17 protein-coding genes are annotated in these 24682 nt (G+C 46.8%); 15 read left to right on the forward strand and 2 right to left on the reverse strand.

Features of this window, described 5'->3' with window-relative positions; translation table 11 throughout:
- The first annotated feature begins 67 nt into the window (after positions 1–67).
- The gene (gene rsmG / locus RT717_RS14425) at positions 68–694 is read left to right on the forward strand and encodes a 16S rRNA (guanine(527)-N(7))-methyltransferase RsmG (protein WP_317487087.1); all 627 of its coding nucleotides are present in this window, start codon (positions 68–70) and stop codon (positions 692–694) included.
- Here rsmG and RT717_RS14430 read toward each other — a convergent pair.
- The gene (locus tag RT717_RS14430; RefSeq protein WP_317487088.1) at positions 691–3222 is read right to left on the reverse strand and encodes a TonB-dependent receptor plug domain-containing protein; all 2532 of its coding nucleotides are present in this window, start codon (positions 3220–3222) and stop codon (positions 691–693) included. The genes rsmG and RT717_RS14430 overlap by 4 nt on opposite strands.
- A gap of 201 nt (positions 3223–3423) precedes the next feature.
- Between RT717_RS14430 and dnaE the strand changes: the two genes are divergently transcribed.
- The 7 genes from dnaE to RT717_RS14465 all read left to right on the forward strand — a co-directional run bounded on the left by dnaE (position 3424) and on the right by RT717_RS14465 (position 12374).
- Complete coding sequence (gene dnaE / locus RT717_RS14435; RefSeq protein WP_317487089.1) at positions 3424–7605, forward strand: DNA polymerase III subunit alpha; 4182 nt, start codon at positions 3424–3426, stop codon at positions 7603–7605.
- A 172-nt stretch (positions 7606–7777) separates the two neighbouring features.
- Positions 7778–8101, forward strand: a complete 324-nt coding sequence (gene trxA, locus RT717_RS14440; protein WP_151997507.1) for a thioredoxin — start codon at positions 7778–7780, stop codon at positions 8099–8101.
- 130 nt (positions 8102–8231) lie between these two features.
- A complete protein-coding gene (locus RT717_RS14445; protein ID WP_317487090.1) occupies positions 8232–8468 on the forward strand; it encodes an antitoxin in 237 nt (78 codons plus the stop codon).
- Positions 8469–8503: 35 nt separating this feature from the next.
- Complete coding sequence (gene vapC, locus RT717_RS14450; protein ID WP_317492362.1) at positions 8504–8863, forward strand: type II toxin-antitoxin system tRNA(fMet)-specific endonuclease VapC; 360 nt, start codon at positions 8504–8506, stop codon at positions 8861–8863.
- A 185-nt stretch (positions 8864–9048) separates the two neighbouring features.
- Entirely contained in the window at positions 9049–11274 is a 2226-nt protein-coding gene (locus RT717_RS14455; RefSeq protein WP_317487091.1) for a DUF5916 domain-containing protein, read from the forward strand.
- A gap of 30 nt (positions 11275–11304) precedes the next feature.
- Positions 11305–11715 (forward strand): DoxX family protein, encoded by a 411-nt coding sequence (locus RT717_RS14460; protein WP_317487092.1) that lies wholly within the window; start codon positions 11305–11307, stop codon positions 11713–11715.
- Positions 11716–11831: 116 nt separating this feature from the next.
- On the forward strand, positions 11832–12374 hold the full coding sequence (locus RT717_RS14465) for a PepSY-associated TM helix domain-containing protein (RefSeq protein WP_317487093.1): 543 nt from the start codon (positions 11832–11834) through the stop codon (positions 12372–12374).
- Positions 12375–12688: 314 nt separating this feature from the next.
- Here the strand turns inward: RT717_RS14465 and RT717_RS14470 are convergent, their stop codons facing one another.
- Positions 12689–14701, reverse strand: a complete 2013-nt coding sequence (locus tag RT717_RS14470) for an OmpA family protein (protein WP_317487094.1) — start codon at positions 14699–14701, stop codon at positions 12689–12691.
- A 518-nt stretch (positions 14702–15219) separates the two neighbouring features.
- Between RT717_RS14470 and RT717_RS14475 the strand changes: the two genes are divergently transcribed.
- From RT717_RS14475 to RT717_RS14505, 7 genes are all read left to right on the forward strand, one after another.
- Positions 15220–15612, forward strand: a complete 393-nt coding sequence (locus tag RT717_RS14475; protein WP_317487095.1) for a response regulator — start codon at positions 15220–15222, stop codon at positions 15610–15612.
- A gap of 3 nt (positions 15613–15615) precedes the next feature.
- Entirely contained in the window at positions 15616–16740 is a 1125-nt protein-coding gene (locus tag RT717_RS14480; protein WP_317487096.1) for a sugar transferase, read from the forward strand.
- Positions 16741–16763: 23 nt separating this feature from the next.
- On the forward strand, positions 16764–18809 hold the full coding sequence (locus tag RT717_RS14485; protein ID WP_317487097.1) for an LruC domain-containing protein: 2046 nt from the start codon (positions 16764–16766) through the stop codon (positions 18807–18809).
- 251 nt (positions 18810–19060) lie between these two features.
- Positions 19061–19783 (forward strand): TolC family protein, encoded by a 723-nt coding sequence (locus RT717_RS14490; protein WP_317487098.1) that lies wholly within the window; start codon positions 19061–19063, stop codon positions 19781–19783.
- 4 nt (positions 19784–19787) lie between these two features.
- On the forward strand, positions 19788–21926 hold the full coding sequence (locus RT717_RS14495) for a nucleotide-binding protein (RefSeq protein WP_317487099.1): 2139 nt from the start codon (positions 19788–19790) through the stop codon (positions 21924–21926).
- A gap of 14 nt (positions 21927–21940) precedes the next feature.
- A complete protein-coding gene (locus RT717_RS14500; RefSeq protein WP_317487100.1) occupies positions 21941–23158 on the forward strand; it encodes a glycosyltransferase in 1218 nt (405 codons plus the stop codon).
- Positions 23159–23195: 37 nt separating this feature from the next.
- Positions 23196–24674, forward strand: coding sequence for an O-antigen ligase family protein (locus RT717_RS14505; RefSeq protein WP_317487101.1), 1479 nt, complete (start codon positions 23196–23198; stop codon positions 24672–24674).
- Positions 24675–24682: the final 8 nt, after the last annotated feature.

Genomic DNA, 24682 nt, shown 5'->3' on the forward strand with positions numbered 1-24682 from the left:
CAACTACCTTGGGCACAGATTCAATCCCCCGGGTCTGTCCCCCGACAGACTTAAAACAATCAAGACTTTGAATCAAGACCTTATCTTCCGTTATTTTCCCAATTTAACTGCCACGCAAAAGAAGCAGTTTAGTGCCCTTTACCCTCTTTACGAAGACTGGAATTCCAAGATCAACGTCGTGTCCCGCAAGGACATTGAGCAGCTCTACCTTCACCATGTGTTGCACTCGCTAGCCATTGCCAAACTGGTTTCTTTTCAACCCGGAACAAAGATATTAGACGTCGGTACTGGTGGTGGCTTTCCTGGCATTCCTCTCGCTATTCTCTTTCCTGAGGCCGAATTCACGCTTGTCGACTCGATTGGCAAAAAGATACTGGTGGTGAAGGAAGTATGTAAGGGTGCTGGCATCCAAAACGTAACGGCTATTCATGGCAGAGCAGAAGAGCTGAAAGGTGAATGGGACTTCGTTGTAAGCCGGGCAGTTACCCGTCTAAAGCCCTTTATAGAGTGGGTAGAAAATAAAATTAGCAAAACACCTAAGCACAACATTCCAAACGGCATTCTTTACCTCAAAGGCGGCGATCTGGAAGAAGAACTGTCAGAAATAGATTATCCTTACCACGTGCACGACCTCAGCGACTTCTTTAAGGAAGAATTTTTTGAGACGAAGAAGCTTGTGATGGTGAGTGTCTAATTCACCACAAACTCCTCCGTTTTGACAAATGGCCGACCATCTTCCGTTATTCCTTCTACCCTCACTTCAAAAGTGGAAGCCACATCCGATGTATAAAACTCCAGCTTAGCTGGAACCCCTTCCGCTGTTTTCAGGCCACCTTTCCAGTAGAGTGTGGGGCGTATATCCGTTCTTACTTGCGACTCCTTCTTAGTGCTGTAGTCTGGTGTGTAGAATTCCCGGGCGTGATAAAAACCAGGATGTATCATTCCGAGCGACCCCTTAGGCACGAAAGACTCGTCGACTTCACTGCCATCCTTCAGGTAAACGGCAACAACTCCACCAGCACCCATTGAGCCGTACATGGTTGCTCCCGTGCCGGTCAATACGTCGACGAAATCAACCCGATCAACTGGAATGGTATTGATGAAACTTACGTCCACAATACTTCCATTCAATATATAAAGGGGGTTAATGCTCCCCGTCAGGCTTGATGCTCCTCTGATGATGAGGTCATAATTTGGGTAACTGCCCACGACTCTAACCCCTGGTGTTCGGCCAATGAAAACTTCGAAAACACTTAAAAACTGTGTGGTTCTGGTGAGAGAGTCTACATCAAGCCTTCGGGTTGGCTTCTTGTATGTCATTCCTGGCTTATTAAATCTTTCACCAGTTCTCACTCTTTCTCCTTCCACTTGCAGCTCATCCAAAATTACCACGTCTTGCTTTGCAAATGCCGCTTCAATTTCCTTCACCTTTCTGGCCTCCTCAAGATAGGCCGCTATTGCTTTACTGCTAACCAGTTCCTCCACCGCCATTTCACCATATTTTATTTCCGGCGATTTCGTCTCATTGACAACTATTTTGGTTGCGAGGTTTACATTGCCCCCTTCAACAAAATCTTTCTTGCCGCCCTTTTTACTCATCTTCTTCTCGTTGGGCGTTTGAATAACTACTCGTGCCGTGTCGTCGATATCCAGCGCCGTGAATAGAAAATAACCGTCATCATCCGCCTCTGTTTCAGCTGACCACAAGTCACCGTCAGCTTCTGTACCAGTGATTGTCACCTTCGATTTCACCGGCTTTGAAGGAAAAAAGAAATCTGTCACTCTACCCGCAATACTGAAGCCCGGCTCCACCAGGTGATTGATGTCCGGCTTTTTGTCTTCCATAATGTCCTTCCACGTAAAGCGTCTCCATCCCTGCGTCAGCATCAAATTATCCAGTGCTGGCACCCTGTCTTTGTTGTCCTCGTCAAAATAGTAACCCGGGTTTTCGATATCGCCCTTGATATCGGAGGTCATTAGCAGGTAGCTCACAATATCATCTGAATGAGGATCAAATTGCACTTTCGTTTTATCCACTACCGCCACCGACAAGTGAGATGTGCTCGCTGCATCTGCTTCCGCCATCATTATGGCAAGGTCAACTTTTGACCTTTTTTTGTATGTCGCCTGAAGCCCGTCCAGCCTGGCAACCGGTCTCTTATCGGGTTGATCGATGTACACGATCCTTTCTGCCTGCGGTTGGCCCTTTTTGTCAAAAAAAGTAAACTGCGCAACACCCTCGGGCAAATTTTCCTTGGGTATCAACCCTTGCAAAGGCTGCCCATCGCTTGCTGGCAGCGTTAAAAACACCACTCCTCTTACATGGCCTACAACGGTTCCTCCGTCCGTGCTTTCACCACCGGCTGCTTCTACCTTCAGTGTTACATACTTTGGCGACACATTGGTCATCGTCATCACATAGCCTGATGGTTTCGCCGTCGGTAAAGGCACTTGCATCTTTTCCATGCCAAATTTAAACGTAGCCTTATAGCTCTCACCTGCCACGGGCTGCATCAGGAATTTACCCATCCCAAACCTGGTGGTTTTAATGTCAGCAATCTTCTTGCCCGTGTTATCGGATACCTCTCCTTCAATCTCCACGCCCTTACCATCGGGGCCGGTAGCTTTGAAGCCAACTGTGCTCCACAGCCCCTCCACAAGATCTCCTCCCTCAGGGAAAAACTGTAGTCTGACGAGGTCAGAATAGTTTTTCATCTCCTCACTTCTCAACTGTGCGGTCGACCCCGAGACATCAGCCTCGTCAAACGACGGCGACTGCATATTTTCAATCCGAAGCTCCCTTTGGAAAAAGAAATCAGGGTCAAAGTTTCGCATGAAGCTGGTATAGGCCCTCAGTTGATAGGTGTCAGATACGAGGGTGTCTGGCAAGGCAATATCTCCACTGCCAGTACCTTCTTTGATAAAAATATCTCTTTTGGCCACAATGGAGCCGTCGGTGCTAACCACCTCCACGTACACCAGCTTGCTCGGGGCCGATGCCATGTGCGAAATACCATGGGTAAGGTAGGTGGCAAACCAAATGGTGTCTCCAGCCGAATAGTAAGGCTTGTCGTGATGGACATACACTTTTTCTGGCGTGTAGTACGCCAGGTAAGCCTCCAGTTTCTCTATCAGGTCACTAACAGAAGCTGGTGGGGTTAAAAAAGAAAACAAGACGCAAATACATAGAACGAGAAGGGGTTTAGCTTTCAGTTTAAACATGCGGTTGAAGTATAATTTGGTTTCGATTAATTATTAGCGTAAAAGTTAGCCTAAAAATACTTGTGATAATAACATAAATTCCATTTTTATGGAACTAACTGCCCTAACACAACTAACTTATTAGTCAAAAATTGTGGATAACTGTTTGTGGAATTTTTCTACTTTCACCGTCGTTGTTCTCATTGACTTTCCCGAAGCTTTATGTACCTCATATTTGACACCGAAACCACCGGTTTACCCCAAAACTATAATGCGCCGTTAACGGATTTGGACAACTGGCCCAGGGTGGTGCAAATTGCCTGGCAACTGCACGATGCCTCCGGAAAGCTTGTTTCAAACAACAACCTGATTGTGAAGCCAGAAGGGTTCGAAATTCCCTTCAATGCTGAGAAAATACATGGCATTTCTACTAAAAGAGCACTGGAAGAGGGCCTCCCTTTGGAAGATGTTCTTCAGCAGTTCAACGAAGACCTGGCCAGGTGCGAAGTAGTAGTAGGCCACAATATTGAGTTCGATATCAATATCATGGGCTGTGAGTATCTCCGCAAAGAGATCGAAAGCCCACTGACATCGCTCAAGAGCATCGATACTAAGAATGAGTCTACCGAATACTGTGCCATCCCTGGCGGAAGGGGCGGCAAGTTCAAATGGCCCACGCTCACTGAGTTGCACAAAAAACTTTTCGGCGTTGGATTCGATGAGGCGCACGATGCTGCCTACGACGTGGCAGCCACCACCAAATGTTTCTTCGGACTGATCACAGAAAAGGTGATCAAGCCCCTTGATGGCGCTGACCCTGCCTCTATTGTTTATGAAGAACCCAAGCTGGAAGCAGCGAATTTTGCGCAAAAGGAAGACAAGGATAAGACACCCGGAAAAGCTGTCGCTGTTGATATCAAAGGCCCCTTCTGCCACCTTCACGTGCACTCTCAGTTTTCCATTCTCCCCGCCACCGCCGATATCAAAAAACTGGTGAGCAAAGCCAAAGAATATGACATGCCGGCAGTGGCCCTCACCGACCTTGGCAACATGTTTGGCGCCTTTAAGTTTGTAAGAGAAGCCCATGCACAGGGGATCAAACCCATTGTTGGGTGTGAGTTTTATGTCTCTGAAGACCGCAAAACCAGAAAGTTCACCAAAGACAATCCCGATAGGATGACCCAGCAGGTGTTGCTGGCCAAAAACAAAGATGGCTATCACAATCTGATCAAGCTTTCGTCATTGGGTTACATGGAAGGACTTTATGGGCTTTATCCCCGAATCGACAAAGAGCTGATCAAGCAATACAGCAAGAACGTGATTGCACTGAGTGGCAACCTCAGCAGTGAGATTCCCAACACCATCCTGAACCAGGGCGAGAGCCAGGGCGAAGAACTTTTTAAGTGGTGGGTAGAGGTTTTTGGCGACGACTTTTATGTGGAACTCATCCGCCATGGCCTGCCTGAAGAAAACCACGTGAATGATGTGCTTCTGGGGCTGGCAGCAAAATACAACACCAAGGTAATTGCGGCTAACGACGTCTTCTACACCGAAAAAGCTGACGCCGATGCCCATGATATCCTGCTGTGCGTAAAAGACGGCCAGGTTCAGTCAACGCCCAAGGGAGCTGGCAGAGGCAATCGGTTTGGTTTTCCTAACGACCAGTTCTATTTCAAGTCCGAAGAGGAAATGAAAAAGCTGTTCGCCGATGTGCCGGAAGCCATCGAAAACATCGGCGGGTTACTGGAAAAAATTGAGAGCTACAAACTGGACAGAAATGTGCTCCTGCCCGCCTTCCCTATCCCTGAAGGCTTTGAAACAGAGGACGACTACCTGCGGCACCTCACCATGGAAGGTGCAAAAAAGCGCTACAACGAAATCACCCCTGAAATCCAGGAAAGGCTGGACTTCGAACTGGAAACGATCAAAAAAACGGGCTACCCTGGCTACTTCCTCATCGTGCAGGATTTCACCTCTGAAGCCCGTAAGATGGGTGTTTCGGTTGGCCCTGGGCGTGGATCGGCAGCGGGTTCGGCAGTAGCCTACTGCATCGGCATTACCAACGTAGATCCTATCAAGTACGATCTGCTGTTTGAGAGATTCCTGAATCCGGACAGGGTATCACTCCCCGATATTGATATTGACTTTGACGATGAAGGCCGGGGCAAAATCATCGAATGGGTAGTGAACAAATACGGCAAAAACCAGGTGGCGCAAATCATTACTTACGGCACCATGGCCGCCAAGTCGTCGATCAGAGACAGCGCCAGGGTGATGGAGCTGCCGCTGTCCGATGCCGATATTCTCGCCAAGCTGGTGCCTGAAAGGCCGGGAACGTCGCTTACTCAAGCATTCAGGGAAGTGCCTGAGCTCATGGCCTTTAAAAATGGCAAAGACCTGAAGGCCCAGGTGCTGCAAAAAGCGGCTGTTATCGAAGGGACAGTGCGGAACACTGGTATCCATGCCTGCGGCATCATCATCACGCCCGACGACCTCACCAACCACGTGCCGGTGTCCACCGCTAAAGATTCTGACCTGCTGGTGACCCAGTTCGACAACAGCGTGGTGGAAAGTGCGGGCATGCTGAAAATGGACTTTTTGGGCCTGAAAACCCTCAGCATTATCAAAACGGCCATCGAGAATATTCGGCTACGACATGGTATAACTATCGACCCCGACGAAATTCCGCTGGATGATGCCAAGACATTCGAGTTGTATCAAAAAGGCCAAACTAATGGTACTTTTCAGTTTGAATCGCCAGGCATGCAGAAGCACCTGCGCAACCTGAAGCCCGACCGGCTCGAGGACCTTATTGCCATGAACGCCCTGTACCGTCCGGGGCCGCTCGAATACATCCCCAACTTTATTGCCCGAAAGCTGGGCAAAGAAGTGATTGCCTATGACCTCCCCGAAATGGAGGACAACCTGAAGGAAACCTACGGCATCACCGTTTACCAGGAACAGGTGATGCTCCTGTCGCAGAAGCTGGCCGACTTCACCAAAGGCGAGGCCGACGTGCTGCGAAAGGCCATGGGTAAGAAGCAGCGGGAAGTGCTGGACAAAATGAAAGGCAAGTTTGTGGAAGGCGCCACCAAAAAAGGGCATCCTAAAGACAAGCTCGACAAAATCTGGAAAGACTGGGAAGCTTTTGCCCAATATGCCTTCAACAAATCACACTCTACCTGCTACTCAGTGGTGGCCTATCACACGGCCTACCTGAAGGCGAATTACCCGGCAGAGTATATGTCGGCGGTGCTCACTCACAACCAGAGCAGCATCGAAAAGGTGTCGTTCTTCATGGAAGAGTGCCGCAACCTGGGGCTTCCTGTGTTGGGCCCTCACGTGAATGAATCGAGGGTGAACTTTGCGGTTAACAAAAAGGGGGAAATTCGCTTCGGTCTCGGTGCCATTAAAGGGGCTGGGGAGGCCGCAGTTCAGTCTATCATAGAAGAAAGGGAGAAAAACGGCCCCTTCCAGGACATCTGGGACTTCGGTGTGCGGGTGGTGAAAAACGGCTTTAACAAGAAAACCTTTGAATGCCTGGCCATGTCGGGAGCCTTTGACTGTTTTGAAGAATATCACCGCCGGCAGTACCTCGAAGCGGCAGACGGCGAGTCGACACTGGTCGAGCTCATTACCAAGTATTCGCAGCGACTTCAGCAGGAGGCAGCCAGCGATCAGGTGTCACTTTTCGGCGGTTCCGGACAAGTAGAGGTGCCAAAACCACGAATACCCGATATCGAACCCTTTGGCGACATCAGGAAGCTGAACATAGAAAAAGAAGTGGTGGGACTATATATATCGGGGCACCCGCTCGATCAGTTCAGCTTTGAAATGAAACACTTCTGCAACACCACGTTAACTGACCTCAAGAATGACGAGAGTCTCGCCAACGGTGGTATTATCAGACTTGGCGGCATTGTAAGTGGTATTAACCACCGCACAACCAAAAAAGGCAATCCATTCGGTGTTCTGACCTTGGAAGACTATTCCGACTCCTACGAGTTCTTCATGTTTTCTGACACCTATGTCAAGTTCAAGCAGTTCTACATGGTGGGCTGGTACCTGTTTATTGAGGGTTTTATGCAACCATCCAAATTTCGTGTAGGGGAACTTGAGTTTAAAATCAGCGAAATTCAGTTACTGAATGACATCAGAGACAAAATGGCTAAGGGACTTATCCTGAAGCTGGATGTTAATAACCTCACCGAGCAGATGATTGACGAACTGCACCAAATGGCAATAGATCATGCCGGTTCCTGTCCGCTCAAGGTGGTGGTGCAAGACCCCTCGGAAAACATTTCGCTGGAACTATTCTCCCGAAAGCTGCAAGTAGAGCCCAAAGGCGAGTTGATCAAACAGCTGGACGCCGTTGGTGATCTCGAATATGAGGTGATGACTTGAGAAATTGCTGATTTGAAGATTTTAGATTGCTGGTTCACTCAATCGGCCACCCACAATCTCAAACCCTCGCTTTGTCCGCAAGCATACATATTAAGATTTTTTGAAGGGGATGTAGAACTTATTGATCTATATTTGTGTAAGGTATTCAGCAATTACAAAAATTATACATACAATGGGTAAAGCAATAGAAGTAACTGACGCTAATTTCGAGGAGATCATTAGCTCAGACAAACCCGTTCTGGTTGACTTTTGGGCAGAATGGTGTGGGCCTTGTAAAATGATCGGGCCAATAGTTGAGGAGCTGGCTGGTGATTTTGAAGGCAAAGCCGTTATCGCCAAAATGGACGTGGACATGAATCCACAGGTACCCGCTAAGTTTGGCATCCGCAGCATTCCCACCCTTTTGGTTTTCAAAAATGGCCAGGTGGTTGACAAGCAAATTGGTGCAGTTCCAAAATCAGTATTGAACCAGAAAATTCAAGCTCAGCTAGCCTAATCAGCAACTGAGAAATAAAAATAGAGAGGCTACCTGAAAGGGTGGCCTTTTCTCGTTATAAAGAAAAGCAGGTGAAACCTGCCTTGTTTTCCTTTTTCTTTAATTTTGTACATTAGTTGAAAATTACGCCATGGGTTTCGAAACAATTGATATAAAAGATTCTACAGGCACTCAGCTGATTGGAATACCCGAGAGCCTTAAGATTAATGACAATAAGGCCTACCTCAAAAAGGTTGGCAATGTGTTGTATATTATCCCTTTCCACGATCCTTGGAAGAGCTTGATTGATAGTGTGAATGAGTTTTCCGATGACTTCATGATCGAGAGAGATCAACCAATTGAACAAAAAAGGGAAACATTTGATTGATGTATATTCTCGATACGAATATTTGCATCTAAATAATCAAACAAAAGCCCCTTCATGTTTTTGAACGATTTCGATCTATTTCCCTAGGCGAAATTGGGATTTCTTCCATAACCCTATCTGAACTGAACTATGGAGTAATGAAAAGTGCATTACCCGAGAAAAATAAGCTTGCCCTTGCTCAATTTCTTGTCCCACTAGAAATCCTTCCATTTAATGAAGATGCCGCCATAGCTTATGGCAGAATAAGAGCAGACCTTGAAAACAAAGGGACTCCCATCGGCCCTCTAGATACCCTCATCGCAGCTCACGCACTCAGCCTGGATCAGACACTTGTAACAAATAATGAGAAAGAGTTTCCGAGAGTCATTTCCCTCAAAATAGAAAACTGGGCTTGAGTGATATAAAGCACAACAGAATTGCCTATGAAAGTAAAAAAGACCACTACTAAAAAAGCTGGCTCTTTTTTGCCCGGTGACATTATTTTACACTCCGCCCAGCAAGTCTTTGGTTGACTGTTACCTTTGAACGTCTTTCTTTGCGAATTAGACGACCAACACCCTACAAGCGACCTGCCGGATTTATGCGCAAAACCGTACTTACGTTCATCTTTGGACATCTATTTTTTCTGGACGCCACCTGCCAGGAAGCCAACGAAAAGAAAAACACAGCATTTCAATCTAAGTATCAGCTCCGTATTGAACGAGCCAAAGACCCCATCGTTCTCGACGGCGAGCTTAACGAAAGCAGCTGGCAAACTGCCGATGTGGCGACAGACTTCTGGATGAAGTTTCCCAGAGACGACCAGCAGGCGCCACGGCAAACAGAAATGCGGGCCACTTATGACGATAAATTTCTCTACGTTAGCGCCGTGTGTTACGACACCAGTTACTATGTGGTGCAAACACTCAAAAGGGACATCAGGTACTTCGATGGTGATGGTATTGCCGTAGTGATAGACCCTGTCAATAAAAAAACCAATGGCTTCTTTTTTGGTGTAAGCCCCATGAATGTACAGGCTGAAGACCTGCTGGCCGCCAGCTCCAACAACCTCAACTTTAGCTGGGACAACAAATGGTTCTCAGAAGTAACCCGGCACGAAGACCGCTGGATAGTAGAAATGGCCATCCCGTTCAAAACACTTCGATTTGAAGCCAACAGCGGTGAGTGGGGCATCAACTTCATCCGCAACGACCTGAAGGCCAACCAATACCATGCCTGGACCAATATCCCAGTCAACTTCGATGGTTATGATTTGGGCTATACGGGACTGATGGTATGGGACAAAGCACCCGATCCTGTAAAAACCAATATATCGGTGATCCCTTTCATCACCGGAGGGATCAACAATAACCGGGAGGAAGAAACGCCCGTCACCTCAACTGATCTGGCAGGCGGACTTGACGCCAAAATTGGTGTTACCTCCTCCCTCAACCTGGATCTCACCGTGTTGCCGGATTTTTCTCAGATTGAGGTAGACGTACAACAAACCAACCTGACGAGGTTTAGCCTCAACTATCCCGAAAGGCGAACCTTTTTTCTGGAAAATGCCGACTTGTTTACAGGTTTCGGAGGTGGCCCCAACCGTCCTTTCTTTTCCCGCCGGATAGGACTCGACGAAAACGCTCAACCCATCCCCATTCTTGCTGGTGCCAGGCTTAGCGGCAACCTCACGCAGCGCATGCGGGTGGGTATCATGAATATTCAAACCAGAGCAACAGACGATACTGAAGCGCAAAATTACACCGCCATTGCTGTCAATCAGCGAGTCTTCGGCCGGTCGCTTGTGAAGGGCTACTTTCATAACCGGCAGAGTTTTACTGATGATGGTGGCACTGATAAAACTAACTATGGCAGAAATGGTGGCCTTGGGTTCGATTATTCCAACATATCGGGTTCGTTAACCGGTACGGGGCTTGTGAGCGTATCAGAAAAACCGGGCGCTGGTGTTTCTTACTCACAGCACTATACTGCCGGGTACAACGACAGGCATTGGTCGCTATTTGCAGACTATATTTCTGTTCCAACGGATTTTTATGCCGACATGGGCTTCATTCCAAGGCTGGAGAATTATGATGCGCTACGGGACACTGTTATCAGGCTGGGGTTTGAACATATATATAGTCAAGGCAGCTACACCATTCGGCCAACCAATGGAGGGAAAATCAACTCTCACGAGATTTCAGCCAGCAACGTAGTGGACTGGAACCCGGACTGGTCGCTTAACGAACGGGTAACCGAATTAGGGTATGAATTAAGATTTCAAAACACCTCCGGGGTTGAGATCGGAGTCAATAACAACGACGTAAGACTGCTATTTTCCACTGCCTTCATCGACGCCACTCCTCTGCCTCCGGCGACGTATAATTTTAGCCAAATAGGGATCGCTTACAAGTCCGACGAAAGAAAGAAACTGGCATTTTCTGCTGAGACGGCTGTCGGTGGGTTCTACAATGGCGAAATCAAAAGCTATCAAGCTGAAATCATTTACAGAGTTCAACCCTGGGGCAATTTTTCACTAGGCTTTGAGCAAAATGAGTTAGACTTTCCTGAAGGCTACGGCAACGCAAGCATCAGCCTATTTAGCCAGCGGTCAGAAATCAATTTCTCCAATAGCCTTTTCTGGATAACTTTCTTCCAGTACAACACCCAGAGAAACAACTTCAACATCAACAGCAGGCTTCAGTGGAGATACAAGCCAATGTCGGATTTCTATTTGGTTTACACGGATAACTATTTTGCGGATCCGTTCCTTATGACCAAAAGCAAAGCCATCGTATTTAAGCTCAACTACTGGTTTACTCTATAATCAATTGTCAAAACGTTTAAATTTTCTGCAATGAAAAAACTTCTCTCCAGCTCAATCAACGAAAACTATGTATCACTTGGCCTCCTCGTTCTCAGGCTGTTTTCGGGTGCATTTATGTTAACGCATGGCTTCGGTAAGTTTCAACGCCTGTTTTCGGGCGGGGAAATCCGTTTCATGGATTTCATGGGCCTTGGGCCAACCATCTCTTTGTCGCTCGCCGTGTTTGCCGAGTTTCTCTGCGCCATCCTCATCATGCTGGGTGCTGCCACACGCCTGGCCGCAATCCCGCTCATAGTAACGATGACAACCGCCGGATTTGTGGCTCACGCTGCCGACCCCTTTGGCACCAAAGAAAAGCCGCTGCTGTTTTTGGTCATTTTCGTGTCTTTGCTGATCATGGGAGGCGGCAAATACTCCGTGGACAAGTTGATTGGCAAGTAGCACTTTCGCAACAATAGCTCAATTAAAGTGGGGCTTCCATAAAAAGTAAGTGAACGTCGATTTTATAAAACTTTCTTAAGTGAAATGTATAATTTCACCCCCAAAAGTGAACTGATATGAAGTTAACCGCACGAAACACCCACAGGGACATCGCCTATTTCTACATTGGGCTCATCATTGCCTTCTCTTTTTCAGGCATTTTCCTTAACCACCGGAGAGTTTGGCACCCAAGCCGGGTAAAGTATACGTCGCAAGAAATAAGTATGACACCGACAAGCGCCAACGCTGTGAACGATGAGTTCATCAAATCGTTCACCGAAAGTCAGGCCATTGATGACCAGCTTCGCAGGTACAGCATGGATGGAAACACGCTGAGAATATCTTACGGCACTCAGGATGTGACAATGGACGTGACCACGGGCAAGGGAAAGCTGGAAAAGTATATGACCACACCGCTTCTAGGTCAAATGACCAAGCTCCATGTTGACACGAGTGACTTCTGGATCTACTACTCCGACATATTTGGGGTGGCCATGCTTGTGATCGCTTTTACAGGGATGTTCATTGTGAAAGGCGACAAAAGTTTTAGAAAAAGAGGCTGGAAACTGGCCGCCATTGGGCTCTTGTTTCCTTTGATTTTTCTCTTCTTACTGGGCTAAAAAGAGGATCCATGTCATGAAAAGAGGCTGCCTCAAAAGGCCTATTGCTGACGTAATTGTCACATTGAGACCTAACATTTTTGGCAAACCGCACCAATTGAGATGACGTGATTCGAAAAATTCAAAAGAATGTGTCAGATTGAGCTCCGTCGAAATCCACATTCTTTAAAAAACTCATTAACACGTCATCGGTAGCCCGTCGAAATGCTCTTTAGGACTAATAACAAGGTTTCGACACCGACGTGGAACGAGCTCAACCTGACATCCAGTTGGGACTTTTGAGACAGCCTCTTTAGCTTTTCAGAGTGCCCAGACTAGTTACCCTCTGCTATCACCAGAAACTCTACTCTTCGATTGAGCTCCCGTCCCTCCAACTCCTGATCATTACTAGCCATAGGTTTAGTTTCTCCATATCCCTTGGCTACGATCCGGTTGGCAGCAATGCCCCTTCCTACAAGATGCTTCTTGATTGACTCCGCCCTGTTTTGCGAAATAACCATATTGATCTTCTCTCCGCCAAAATTATCAGTGTGACCAGCCACCTCAATTACCAGACTTTCATCTTTTCGCATTAAAGACAACACCTCATCCAACAGCGGCTGGTAGTCAGAAGAGAAATAGACTTTGGTGTTTTCAAAATAAACATTTGGTCTTACCAGCTTGCGGATAGCTTCTTTGTATTTGTGGCTATGAGCCTGAGTGTCGCTACCAGCGGCGGCGGTAGCGCTTGTTCCTGTGCTGCCACTACCTGAGTTTCCAGCTCCACCCTCATTAATCAGCGCCACAACTGCCTTTTCCTTACTGGCAATAAGGTAGTCCGTATCGGCCTGCTCAGGCATTTTCACGTCGATGTTGCTCAGGGTGAACATCTCCTCTGTTTGCTCTCCCCCGATAACAAAATTCCTGGTAAGTGTGGTCGCCAAACCACCCGTCGCCTTTATCTGGAGGCTATTGTTATAAATCATATTTTCGTCGGCATCAAAAATCTCAACTACGAAAATCTCGTCAGCAATAATCTCGTTCCCGTAGGCGCCAGACTCCCCCGTAAAACTGGTGAACGACTCATCGTAATAGCTCGAAGGGTGAAACTTGATCTGGCAGTCGACGCACGGCATACCTGTGGCCCCGTCAGTAATCACACCCTTTATGTTGACCTTCTCAATGGCCCAGAAGTAATAGATATCGAAAGCCCCCATACCGTGTATGCGATCCGACGAAAAATACCCCTCCTCGCCATCCACCTTCATTTTAAAGTTGAGCTCATTATCGGGGGAGTTAATGGGAAACCCCATATTCACTGGTGCACCCCACGCCTTCGTGGTTTCGTCAAATGTTGAACTAAATACATCGTACCCTCCAACAAACCCAATCCGATCTGAGCTGAAATACAAGGTATTTCCGTCGACACTCAAATAAGGGCTAAGCTCATCAAAAGTGGAGTTTACACTACCAGGCAATAGCGTCGGCTCACTCCATTTCGCTGTTTCCGGATCTTTTCTTGACTCAAAAAGGTCAAAATCCTTGCCTTTCTTTCCATCGTTGGAAGCAAATATTACCCGATCCTCTTTGGGGTTGATGAAAAAATGAGAATGGACATGGGCGTTAGACAACGTGGCATCAAACTCGGCTGGGACTGTCCACTGACCGTCCTTTTGCTCACTATAAAAGAGGCGCCCCCCCTTTTTTCGGTCAAAAACAAACAGCTTTCCGTCTTCATTCACCACTTCCAGGTTGGCATTTTCATACTCAAAGTCTCCCAGTATCGGAACCTGCGTTGGCTTTTCCCAGCTAGACTCTCCAAACTTAGTATGATACACCCTGAATACATCATCTCTACCTTCTCTGGAGCGTGAGGAAAAAAACAGCAATTCATCGTTGCCACTAAAAAATACCGGAGAAAGGTCGTTTTGCTCGGAGTTGACACCGGGAACAAGCCTAATCTCGAAATCATCAGGATTCCTCAGGTATTTCAGCAGCCATTCCGCATCAGTAAAAAACCGCTTGGTTTCGTCGACTATCTCCTCACTCTTCTTTGCTCTCAGATCTAAGAAAATTTGGAAGTGTTTGATAGCATGCTGGGCGTCATAATTGCCAAAGTAAATTCTACCAAGCCAGTAAGAGAAGAATTTGTCTTTTTTCCCCTGAATATCGTCCAATTCTAATAATTCATCTATCGGCTTGCCTCTGCCATCGGTAAGGAAGTGACTAATAAGATAGTGGTACTTTGCTTTGGTTTGTTTAGGGTCTATTTCTAGTATCTCTTTGTATTTTTCCCGAGCCAAAACGAAGTTTTCCTGATAAAAAATCTTTTCCGCATCACGAAGCATTTTATCCACGTTTTGAGCGGATGCGGTAAAATATATGGCGATTAGTACAAAAGAAAGAAACAATCGAGGCATGGTGTCGAACTAAGGGTCTTGTTAAACAATCACTGGTTTTGTGATTGTTACAAGTCAATTACACAAATAATACAATAAGATAAAGCCGCCGGCTGCCAGGCAATCACTTGCATGCCAAGTGAAACCTCGCCAAACTAGCTGGTTTTGAGCAAAAAAAAACTACTGTTTGGAGTAATCCGGCCTTCTCAGTTGCCTACATCCCTAGTTGGTGAAGCTATAAAATATCTTTCAATAATGAAAAACACCGAAATATAACATTACTAACACATACATAGCAACTTATCGGCCAATTGAGGCGGTAAATTCTACTTTGGGTGGTCAACATTCACTTCTAAACATCATTTCATTTCCTCCCAAATATCGATAAAAGCCTACCAATCGTCTAAAGCTTCCCCGGCCCGGAGCCATCAGGCCTTACATTTGATCATCCATAAAACGACAAAACCATGAAAAGTAAACTTTTGATTATCGACGACAACGAAATGATGCGGAGCTTCCTTAAGCATATCCTTGGAAGCTCATTTGAAGCAGAAGTAGTAAGTAGCGGCGAGGAAGCCCTGGAAGTGTTACACGACAAAGCAAGAACGCCTCAACTCATACTTGCCGACTTCGATTTAGACGGCATGAATGGCTACGAGCTTTTAGTCTACCTCAAGTCTTCGGCTGTGTACAAACATCTTCCGGTGGTCATCCTTTCGGGCAAAGGCAATAGCAATAACAGAATCAACTGTCTGAAAGCTGGTGCTTCTGACTTTATCACCAAACCTTTCAATCCCGTGGAACTACAGGTGAAAATCGAAGGTATTCTTGCCTCCCATCAGGTTCAACAAACAGCCTAACCGATGAAAATTGCAGCTATAGGAAAAAGACTTTTACCCGTTACCGAGGAGCTTACCGCCAATGGAGTCTCTGTGTCGTGGCACCCATCCATTGAGGGCACGCAGGCTCATAACCTTGTCTTCATTGAGGCGGAGCCGGATATTCACCAGCAGTTGAGAGACCTCGTAAAGGAGCAAGCCGAAAAAAATTACTACAAGAAAGTGGTGCTTGTCGACTTCGACAACATCGCTATCCCGGCAGCCATGCAGCTACCTCCATTTATTGTCGATGTAGTTCAGTACTCAAAAAATAAAGAAACCTTTGTTGGGATTGTCAAGACCCTGATACATTTCACTTCGGAAAAAAAAGCTGACAAGAAAAATGTCGCCACTTTCAAAATGCCTCTGTCTAAGCGGCTATTTGACATCGTGGTGTCTTCGATGATCATTCTCATGATCAGCCCCATCCTTATTCTGGTGGCCATTCTCATTAAGCTGGAATCCAAAGGACCGATTGTCTATCAATCGCCCAGAGTAGGCACAGGCTACAAAATATTCCCCTTTTACAAGTTTCGCTCCATGAGGCCCGATGCTGACAAGCTGCTGGAAAACATGAAGCACTTGAATCACTACGCTCAGGAAGATGAAGTCGTAGAAGATCCTACAACAAAAATTGACGGTGTTGATCAAAGTATCGCCTTTGACGACGAGAACGTTTTGATTGGCGATGACTACTGGGTAGAAGAGCCCAAGTTCGCTGCTTTTAAGCAGAAAGAAGAGAAAAACTCTTTTGTTAAAATCAATAACGACCCCAGAATTACCCGGGTTGGCAAAATCATCCGGAACTCAAGCATAGACGAATTGCCACAGCTTTTCAATGTACTGCTGGGGCATATGTCAATCGTTGGCAACCGCCCCCTCCCCTTGTATGAAGCCGAAAAACTTACCTCCGACGACTGGTCAAAGCGCTTCATGGCTCCAGCCGGCATCACAGGCCTTTGGCAAGTAACCGAAAGAGGTAAAAAAGCCACATCGGAAGACAGCCGCAAACGCCTCGACATAGAGTATGCCGAAAACTATTCTCTGTGGATGGACATCAAAATTTTAGTAAAAACGCCTCTTGCAGCCTTCCAGCACGAGAACGTATAAATACCCTTTTGAAAATTAAAGCTATGAAAATTAGAAGTCTCGACGTGATCACCTTTCTGTTTGGTGCAATCTTGTTGACGGGTTGTATCAAAGAGTTTGACAGTGGCCCAGGTAACCAACAGGCGAATTCCTACGATCTGGACTTTTCGAATGTAACCACAAAGGCCATCGGCATCAAACTGACAGATGAGGCAGGCACTCCGCACAAAGGAGTTAAAATCACCCTTTGGGACAAATCACCTCTCCAAAATGGTGTAATCATTTTGAAAGGTTTTACGGACCAAACAGGCAATTTCGAAACTGAGTACAGCATGCCCAACACTTTCACCGAAGTGGTCATGGAGCTTTCTTACCTCGGTTTGCCTAACTTTCTGGTGATTCCCGTCGAAAGCTTTAACTCACAGGTGTTAATAGCCGGTTTTGATCATACGTTTGACTACCTGTCGGACGAGCTTATACCTAACCAAAGCGTGCAGGATGGCACCATGGTGGATAATTCTGCAGGAAGAATGGCTGCAGCCACCATCACCGCACTCGGTAACTACAACAGCAGCGGAAGGCCCGACTATCTTTTACAGCGTGACAAAATTAGCTCACAATTGTTGGAGTTTGTGAATGCGTCACTGCCTGAAACAAAGCCGGTGCCTACGTTCCACCCGGCCTACCTGGCTGACGGAACAGAAACTAATCTTAACATCGTGCAGGATGCGGATGTTTGGATGACGTTCGTTACTGAGGGTGCAGGCTACCTCAACACGCTCGGGTTCTACACCTATCCGACTGGCAATCCTCCCTCAGTGCCAAGTGATATCGAAACACTTTACATCGGCTTTCCAAATGCCTCTCTTCATGGATCAGGTGGGCCATTGAAATCTGGCGACAAAATTCACCTGGGTACATTTGATTCAGGAACGTCCATTGGGTTTGCGCTGATAGCCAACGGATTCGATGCCTCAACCTCTAAAGTAAAAGAAACTGCCAGCAGGTACTACTCACATAGCCACCTCAACCCCGAAGCTGATACTTCGTTGAAACAACACACAGTCACGCTTTATGATGAGGAAAATGAACTTTTTGTCATTGGTTTTGAAGACTTGAATAGAGCAACCGGAAGTGACGATGACTTCAACGACGCTGTTTTCTACATCACCTCAAATCCAATAACAGCCATCAGCACTGAAAACATTAAGCCAATTGACAAGCCCGGAGACGATGATGGAGACGGTGTCAGCAACGTTTATGATGAGTTTCCCAATGACCCGGCTTATGCCTATAAATATGACTATCCTTCATCGGATGCATACGGCACTTTTACCTTCGAAGACAGATGGCCTGGCTATGGCGACTATGACTTCAACGATTTCGTAGTGGAATATCGGTTCACACAATTCGCAGATGCCAATAACAAAATCACCAACCTGAAATCAGAATTCGTGATCAAAGCAATTGGCGCAAGCTATCAGAATGGATTTGGGTTTTCAACCAAACTTGCACCCAGCCTGGTTGCAACCGTAACTGGCAGCGAATTACACGGCTCGGTTGTTACTCTAAATGCTAACGGCACCGAGCAGGGACAATCAAAAGCTACAATTATTGTATCCGACAAGGTTCATGGTGGTTTTCCAACTTCGGGTATCATCAATACCATACAAGCCAACAGCTTTGTGGCTCCCGACACCATCCGAAACGTGGTCGCCTTTACAAGACATGTGACCTTTGCAGAGCTAGGTTCGGCTCCCTACAATCCATTCTTATTCATCAATCAGGAGAGAGGACGGGAGATACACATGCCAGGCTATGAACCAACTGATCTCGCTGATCATAGCTATTTTGGAACCGAAAACGATAATTCAGATCCTTCCAGAGGCATCTACTACAGGTCAAAAGAAGAGCTTCCATGGGCGATGAACCTTCCCATGTCCTTCGACTACCCTGCAGAGGGCGGAGATGTAAGAGAGGGCTACCTAAACCTCAATCAGTGGGCTAAAAGCTCAGGCTTCAGCTATATGGACTGGTATATGGACAAACCTGGCTACAGAAACACCAACAAGCTTTACAAAAAGAAGTAAAGATTCATTTTTAAATATTCATGGTTTATGGTGTGAAAGGGAAACTGCTGGTTTCCCTTTCTCTTTTAAGCGCACCAGGAAAGCCCTGCCTGAAGAACATCCTCCCATTTTTTTGGGCCTGCAACGTTGCAGTCCTGTAAATCCAATTATCGCCGGATTCTGTCATTAACCGGCTTACCCCCTCCAAACATCTAATAAATCCCGAACAGGGAGTGCGCTGCAATAGATTTGTACTATCAAATAAACTAGTTATGCGCTTATTCATCTTTATATGTTTACTCTCACCCATGACGGTCTTCGCCCGGCAGGAGATAGACGTGGCGAAGGAAATCGAACTGGTTGAGGTGCTTCTTTCCAACGAAGCAGCCATCGATAGTTTGGTCGAACTGGCACTTGTCAACTCCTACTACTTGAAAAGCTTCGACTCCGAGCTTGCCCAGCAGTACGAAAATGTGAAGCAGGAGAAAAACAAGTGGCTCTCTACCTTCAGAATGGGCATTAACTTCTTTTCACTCAACACTTCTCTGGACGGTCAAAACCAATCGGTGACAACAGCTGGCTTGCTCCCCAACCTGGGTATTACCCTGGGCATCGACCCTGAAAAATTCATCAACCGCCGGAGCTATATCAGAGAAGCAGAGTACAATATTGTACGAGCCGAAAATTCTTTAAAAAACCAACGCAAGGCAGTCCGAACGCAGGTAGTGGACATATTCTACACCTATCTTGAGGCGCTTGGGATTGCACAGCTAAGGATATCCGCCAATCAAACACAAAGCGAGCAGGTAACACTGGTCACCGAACGTTTCAGAAAAGGCGAAGCAGGCATGGAAGAAGTGCTGCTAACTCAGAACGGAATGAACCTGACCCAGGAGGCTGTGCTGAAAGCCGAACTCTCAGTCAGGAAAATCAGAAGACAAATTTCGATCATGATCTCAGACACTGAAGCTGCGTCTGCCACTTCAGAGCAATAAAACCATGGACCAACTAATAGCAATACTCAGAACATTAATGAAGCACTGGCTTAAGCTTGTGCTCGTGCCTGGGCTAACTATGGCGTTGATCATCTACATGACGGCCAATGGCCAAAAGACCTACAAGACAGAAGCAAAACTGTACCTCAATCTGCAGGAAAGCAAAAGCACTAGTCTGACGGATGAGGACATGAAGCAATACCAGATCCACACGGTATTCCAAAACATTGTGGAGCTGCTGAAATCGAAAAAACCTATAGAAAGGGTAAGGATCAAAGCAGTAAGAAAAGGTCTTGAAGGCGGAAACATTTTTTCCGTTGGGAATGAAAACCTTGTTGCTAACAAAGAGGAAGTACTGAAACGCCTCGATGAAATCGAGCATAACAATGAGCAACTTCGTCCGAAGCAGTTTCCTGACACGCTCATAGCCAGCTACCTTGACTTCCATCAACTACAGATTGAAAGACTGAAGGATATTGTGATGTCGTACCGCATCATGGACAGTAACTTCATGAAGTTTGAGCTCTCAGAGCACATACCTGAAAAGACGCAAATAATAGCTAACCTGTTTATTGAGGCCCTTATCGACGAAAACCGTGAGATTGCCAAAAACAAAATCAAAAGTCATAAAGACTTGATTGAAGGGCTGGTAAAGCAGGCGAAAGCGGACCTGGATGCGAAAATCAAAAAGCTGGAAAACTTCAAAGTAGAAAACAGCATCATCAACCTTGGCGAGCATACCAAGGCCATAGTGGTGTATCTGGTGCAGTTGGAAGGTACCCGGGCCAACCTGATGGCCAAGGTTAGCTCCTCAGCGAAAGGTAAGTCAGAAGTACTGAGCACTGTGGCCGCAGGTAACGCCCTATCGCTTGACCTGACTACCAACGCCGAAATTGTGCAGCTTAAGGAAGATCTGAAGAGGCTGAACCGTGAGGTGCTTACCACCAGTCTGGAAGAAAACAATGCTGGAGCCCTGGCGCAGGTGAAAAACAATGTGGAAACTACAAGAAAGGCCATTAATGCGAAACTCATAGAGTTGACTGGTAAGAGCCCCTACGACCCAAGCAGGATACAGCTGGAGCTGGCCAGCAAGTACCTCAATTATGACCTGGAAGCAGAAACCAATGCTGATGTGGTGGGCATCATAGACGCTGAAATACAGCGGGTTACTAACTATTCGAGGAAATTTGCCCCGTTCGAATCCACAATAGTAGCTCTTGAGCAAGAAATCAGTACAGCACAAAATGTGTACCTGGTATTGCTCAACAAGCTTAACCTGACGCAAACCATGGAGTCTGGCTCTGGTGAGAACATGATAGAGGTGATTGACCCTCCGTCTCTTCCCACTAAGCCGGAGCCTTCAAAAAGGCCTGTAATAGTAGCCGCTGGCGGCATAGCTGTTTTCGTGCTGATGGCAGCTGTGTTTATCATCATTCAGTTGCTTGATGCATCCATCATCAGCGTCGAGAAATTTGAGAGGAGTTCATCATTGCCCGTCATTGGTGCCCTCCCAAGAATAACAGACAAAGAAAAAGACAAAAAGCTCGGCAAAGCGCTTCAGCTCATTCATCAGCAACAAATCCTTCAGTTGTTGCAGTTGATCATGAGCAAATGTTTCGACGATGAGGGCATACTGATGCTAACCTCCAGCCAGGCAGGTGAAGGCAAGCACTACATCGCAATGGAACTTCAATCGCTACTGGAAGGATCTGGGAAAAAGGTGGCTTTTGTTGACGCCGACTGGATGAACGAAAACACCTATGAGTCTCTCATTGATTTCAAGCCCTTAGTAGAGAACAATGGTTTGATAAAAAACAGAACCAAAATTGTAGAGTCGCTAGATAAGATGAAAACCGAAAACGACCTTGTTGTGCTGATCACCTCCCCTATCAACATCAGTGCCGAGGCGGGATTCTGGATGGAGCTATCCAAGCATGTCCTCTACGTGTTCGGCGCTAACCGCATTATGACAAAGGTCGACCAGAGAGTAGAAAAAATGCTTCTTGAATCGAGGTTGCAGTTCCTGGGCACACTGCTCAACAGGGTAGACATCGAAAACATGGAAGACTACCTGGGTGAAATACCCAAGAAAAGAACCTTCATAAGAAGGATCACGAAGAAATTAATTACAAGAGACTTTTAGAAATAATGACAGCTATGCAGCTTATAATGTACCCAATCGCCCTTTTCCTCCTCTTTTACAGTCTTTACTGGCTGGCCCTCATCGTATTGGGCTATGCCAATCCAAAGGCATCGGAGGAAAATAAAAACCAGAGCAATCCACACCTGCTGCTTGTGCTACCGGCCTACAAACCTGGCCCCATTTTCAGGGAAGTACTTAACTCCATTGAAACAGCTATCAGGGCAAGAAAGAACATCCACGTTTATGTATTGCTCCAGGAAGCTGACAGCGGCTACGCCGATTTTGTAAAATCAAAAGGTTTTTTTGTCGAGGAGGTTGTCTTTGGGCACCTGGGAGGCAATTCCTATCAACATGCGCTGCGACACATTACCCACACTATTCAGCGTGAATGCAACAAAGGTACCTGGTGCCCTGAATTTCTTATGCTGGTGGACAAAGACAACCTGCTCGACAAAGATTATTTCAACAATATTCCTGAATCAATTTACGATAGCTACGACATCATACAGGGCAAGCGATCGTCTCTGTCGGTAAACAACTCAGTGGCTTTCTTCGATAATACCACGGAAGCGCTTAACGACACCATGTTCCGCAAGGCGAAACAAAATATGGGGCTGATGATTGAAATTAGCGGGAGTGGGGCGTTAATTGAAGCAGAGCTGTTTTCAGAGGCTATCAACAGCCTGGACCCCAGGGCTCCTGGCTTCGATAAAAACTTTATGGTACAGCTACTGAGTCACAAGCGAGATGTGCGTACCATCTACTGGCCCAGCAGCGAGCTTTACGAGGAAAAGACTTCTGCAATTGAAGCACACAACCCACAGCGCTTGAGATGGTTTGGCGAGCAATACTACAATGCGCTGTACCATGGTAAAACACTGCTAAAAGCGGCCATTAATTACAGAAGAATGGCAGCATTTGACTATATTATCACACTTTGGAGGCCGCCAAGGTCTGTCCAGGTGGTCATCGCTCCTATGGCAGCAGCTTTGGAAATTGGCTGGTATGCTTACTTTGGTAGCTGGCCATTGTATTTGCCATTGTTTACCGCCTCGGTAATCATTCTTGGACTAGCAGTGGCTTTGTTCCTTATTAGCCAGCAAGCATTAGGCACGGCATTGAAGCATGGACTTCAGCTACCTAAATTAGCGTTTAACAATATTTTCAATGCCGCCAAGAGTATTAAGAAGGAAAACCAGGGCAAATTTATTCATACTACCCACAAGCTTTAGGAAGATGCCTTTTCAGAGGCGTCTTCTTACAAGATAAATGAAAAACCTCTCTCCATCTTCAGGAACCATCCTCGGCCGGTTTATCCGGGGCGAGGGAAGTATTCCCCCATGGATGCAGTGGGTATTCTGGCTTTGTTTGGTGCCCGTCATTGCCAAGTTGATGGTGGCGAAAGGCATCATCGTGGCGCTCGGCATCATTGTGATGGTGGTAGCACTGCCCATTGGTGTATCTGCCCTATGGAAAACGGAAATTGGCATCTATATCATGCTGGGCCTGGCCTTCTTTGTCAGTATCCCCAACAGGCTCTTCGAAGGTATTCCCATGGGCATTTTGCTCGATGTGGTCATCGTTACCATGCTGGTGGGCATGCTTTACCGCTGCACCTACAACAAGGACTGGAGCACCTTTTCAAGTCCAGTCAGTATTTCCATATTGTTGTGGGCCGGTATGAATGTCTTCGAGCTATTCAATCCCATGGCCGCATCCCGGCAGGCCTGGTTCTTTGTGATAAGGCCGGCAGTTGGCTACCTGATGCTCTTCTTTCTCACGTACGACATGCTCACTACGCCCAAGAAAATGTACAGGCTGCTGTTTGTCATCCTTGGGCTTTCGCTGTTTTCGGCCAGCTGGGGCATCTGGCAGGCTAATTTTGGCTACTTTAGCTGGGAGTATAATTACGTGGTCAGGCACGACGTCATGCACCTCGTTTTCAACTACGGTCGGTGGAGAGCCATCGGCAGCATCGGCTCACCGGCGCAGTTTGGCATATTGATGGCTTTCATTTCCATGCTATGTGTGGCCCTGCTAACGGCTTTCAAGGGCACATTTACAAAGCTCTTCCTGCTATTCACGTTCCTTGCAACACTCATGGGCATGGTGTACTCCGGTACACGATCAGCCTATGTCATCATCCCCATCTTCTATTTTGGCTGGGTGGTACTTTCAAGAAACAAGAAGCTCTACTATTCAGTAATCTTTGCCGGTGCACTGATGGTGACCGTGGCCGTAATGCCTACTAACAACTACCACATCCAGCGCATACAAAGCACTTTCAAGGCATCTGAGGACGCCTCCTACCAAACCCGTGCCCGCAACAAGGCCATCATTTTCCCCTGGATCCTCAAGCACCCCATTGGCGGTGGCCTTGGCTCCACAGGCGTTTGGGGGCAGCGCTTCTCTCCCGGCACCTTTCTGGCCAACTTCCCGCCTGACTCAGGTTTGATCCGTGTAGCCGTAGAGCTGGGCTGGATAGGCTTGCTTTTCTTTCTCAATGTGTACTACAATATTCTCGTAAAAGGCACCTTCCTTTTCTGGAAAATGAAGAATAAACGCTACAAAGCTATTGTTTCCGGCATGATCTGCGCCATAGCTCCGCTACTCGTCGTGGAATGGGGGCAGGAGGTGGTAGGCGTTTTCCCAATGAGCGTGCTTTTCTGGCTGTTTGCCGCCATTATGTTTCGATCCATCGATTTTGATCAGAAAGAGCAAGCCGAGCAAGCTAAATTTGAATCATAATTCAATGA

This window comes from Imperialibacter roseus (assembly GCF_032999765.1).
Classification (GTDB): domain Bacteria; phylum Bacteroidota; class Bacteroidia; order Cytophagales; family Cyclobacteriaceae; genus Imperialibacter; species Imperialibacter roseus.

What these genes read in the sequence shown, in the direction of transcription:
- RT717_RS14495 (WP_317487099.1), top strand. Translation starts at nt 19,788, where the DNA reads ATGGACCAACTAATAGCAATACTCAGAACATTAATGAAGCACTGGCTT.
- dnaE (WP_317487089.1), top strand. Translation starts at nt 3,424, where the DNA reads ATGTACCTCATATTTGACACCGAAACCACCGGTTTACCCCAAAACTAT.
- RT717_RS14445 (WP_317487090.1), top strand. Translation starts at nt 8,232, where the DNA reads ATGGGTTTCGAAACAATTGATATAAAAGATTCTACAGGCACTCAGCTG.
- RT717_RS14430 (WP_317487088.1), bottom strand. Translation starts at nt 3,222, where the DNA reads ATGTTTAAACTGAAAGCTAAACCCCTTCTCGTTCTATGTATTTGCGTC.
- RT717_RS14490 (WP_317487098.1), top strand. Translation starts at nt 19,061, where the DNA reads ATGCGCTTATTCATCTTTATATGTTTACTCTCACCCATGACGGTCTTC.
- trxA (WP_151997507.1), top strand. Translation starts at nt 7,778, where the DNA reads ATGGGTAAAGCAATAGAAGTAACTGACGCTAATTTCGAGGAGATCATT.
- RT717_RS14485 (WP_317487097.1), top strand. Translation starts at nt 16,764, where the DNA reads ATGAAAATTAGAAGTCTCGACGTGATCACCTTTCTGTTTGGTGCAATC.
- RT717_RS14460 (WP_317487092.1), top strand. Translation starts at nt 11,305, where the DNA reads ATGAAAAAACTTCTCTCCAGCTCAATCAACGAAAACTATGTATCACTT.
- RT717_RS14505 (WP_317487101.1), top strand. Translation starts at nt 23,196, where the DNA reads ATGAAAAACCTCTCTCCATCTTCAGGAACCATCCTCGGCCGGTTTATC.
- RT717_RS14465 (WP_317487093.1), top strand. Translation starts at nt 11,832, where the DNA reads ATGAAGTTAACCGCACGAAACACCCACAGGGACATCGCCTATTTCTAC.
- RT717_RS14480 (WP_317487096.1), top strand. Translation starts at nt 15,616, where the DNA reads ATGAAAATTGCAGCTATAGGAAAAAGACTTTTACCCGTTACCGAGGAG.
- RT717_RS14475 (WP_317487095.1), top strand. Translation starts at nt 15,220, where the DNA reads ATGAAAAGTAAACTTTTGATTATCGACGACAACGAAATGATGCGGAGC.
- RT717_RS14470 (WP_317487094.1), bottom strand. Translation starts at nt 14,701, where the DNA reads ATGCTTCGTGATGCGGAAAAGATTTTTTATCAGGAAAACTTCGTTTTG.
- RT717_RS14455 (WP_317487091.1), top strand. Translation starts at nt 9,049, where the DNA reads ATGCGCAAAACCGTACTTACGTTCATCTTTGGACATCTATTTTTTCTG.
- RT717_RS14500 (WP_317487100.1), top strand. Translation starts at nt 21,941, where the DNA reads ATGCAGCTTATAATGTACCCAATCGCCCTTTTCCTCCTCTTTTACAGT.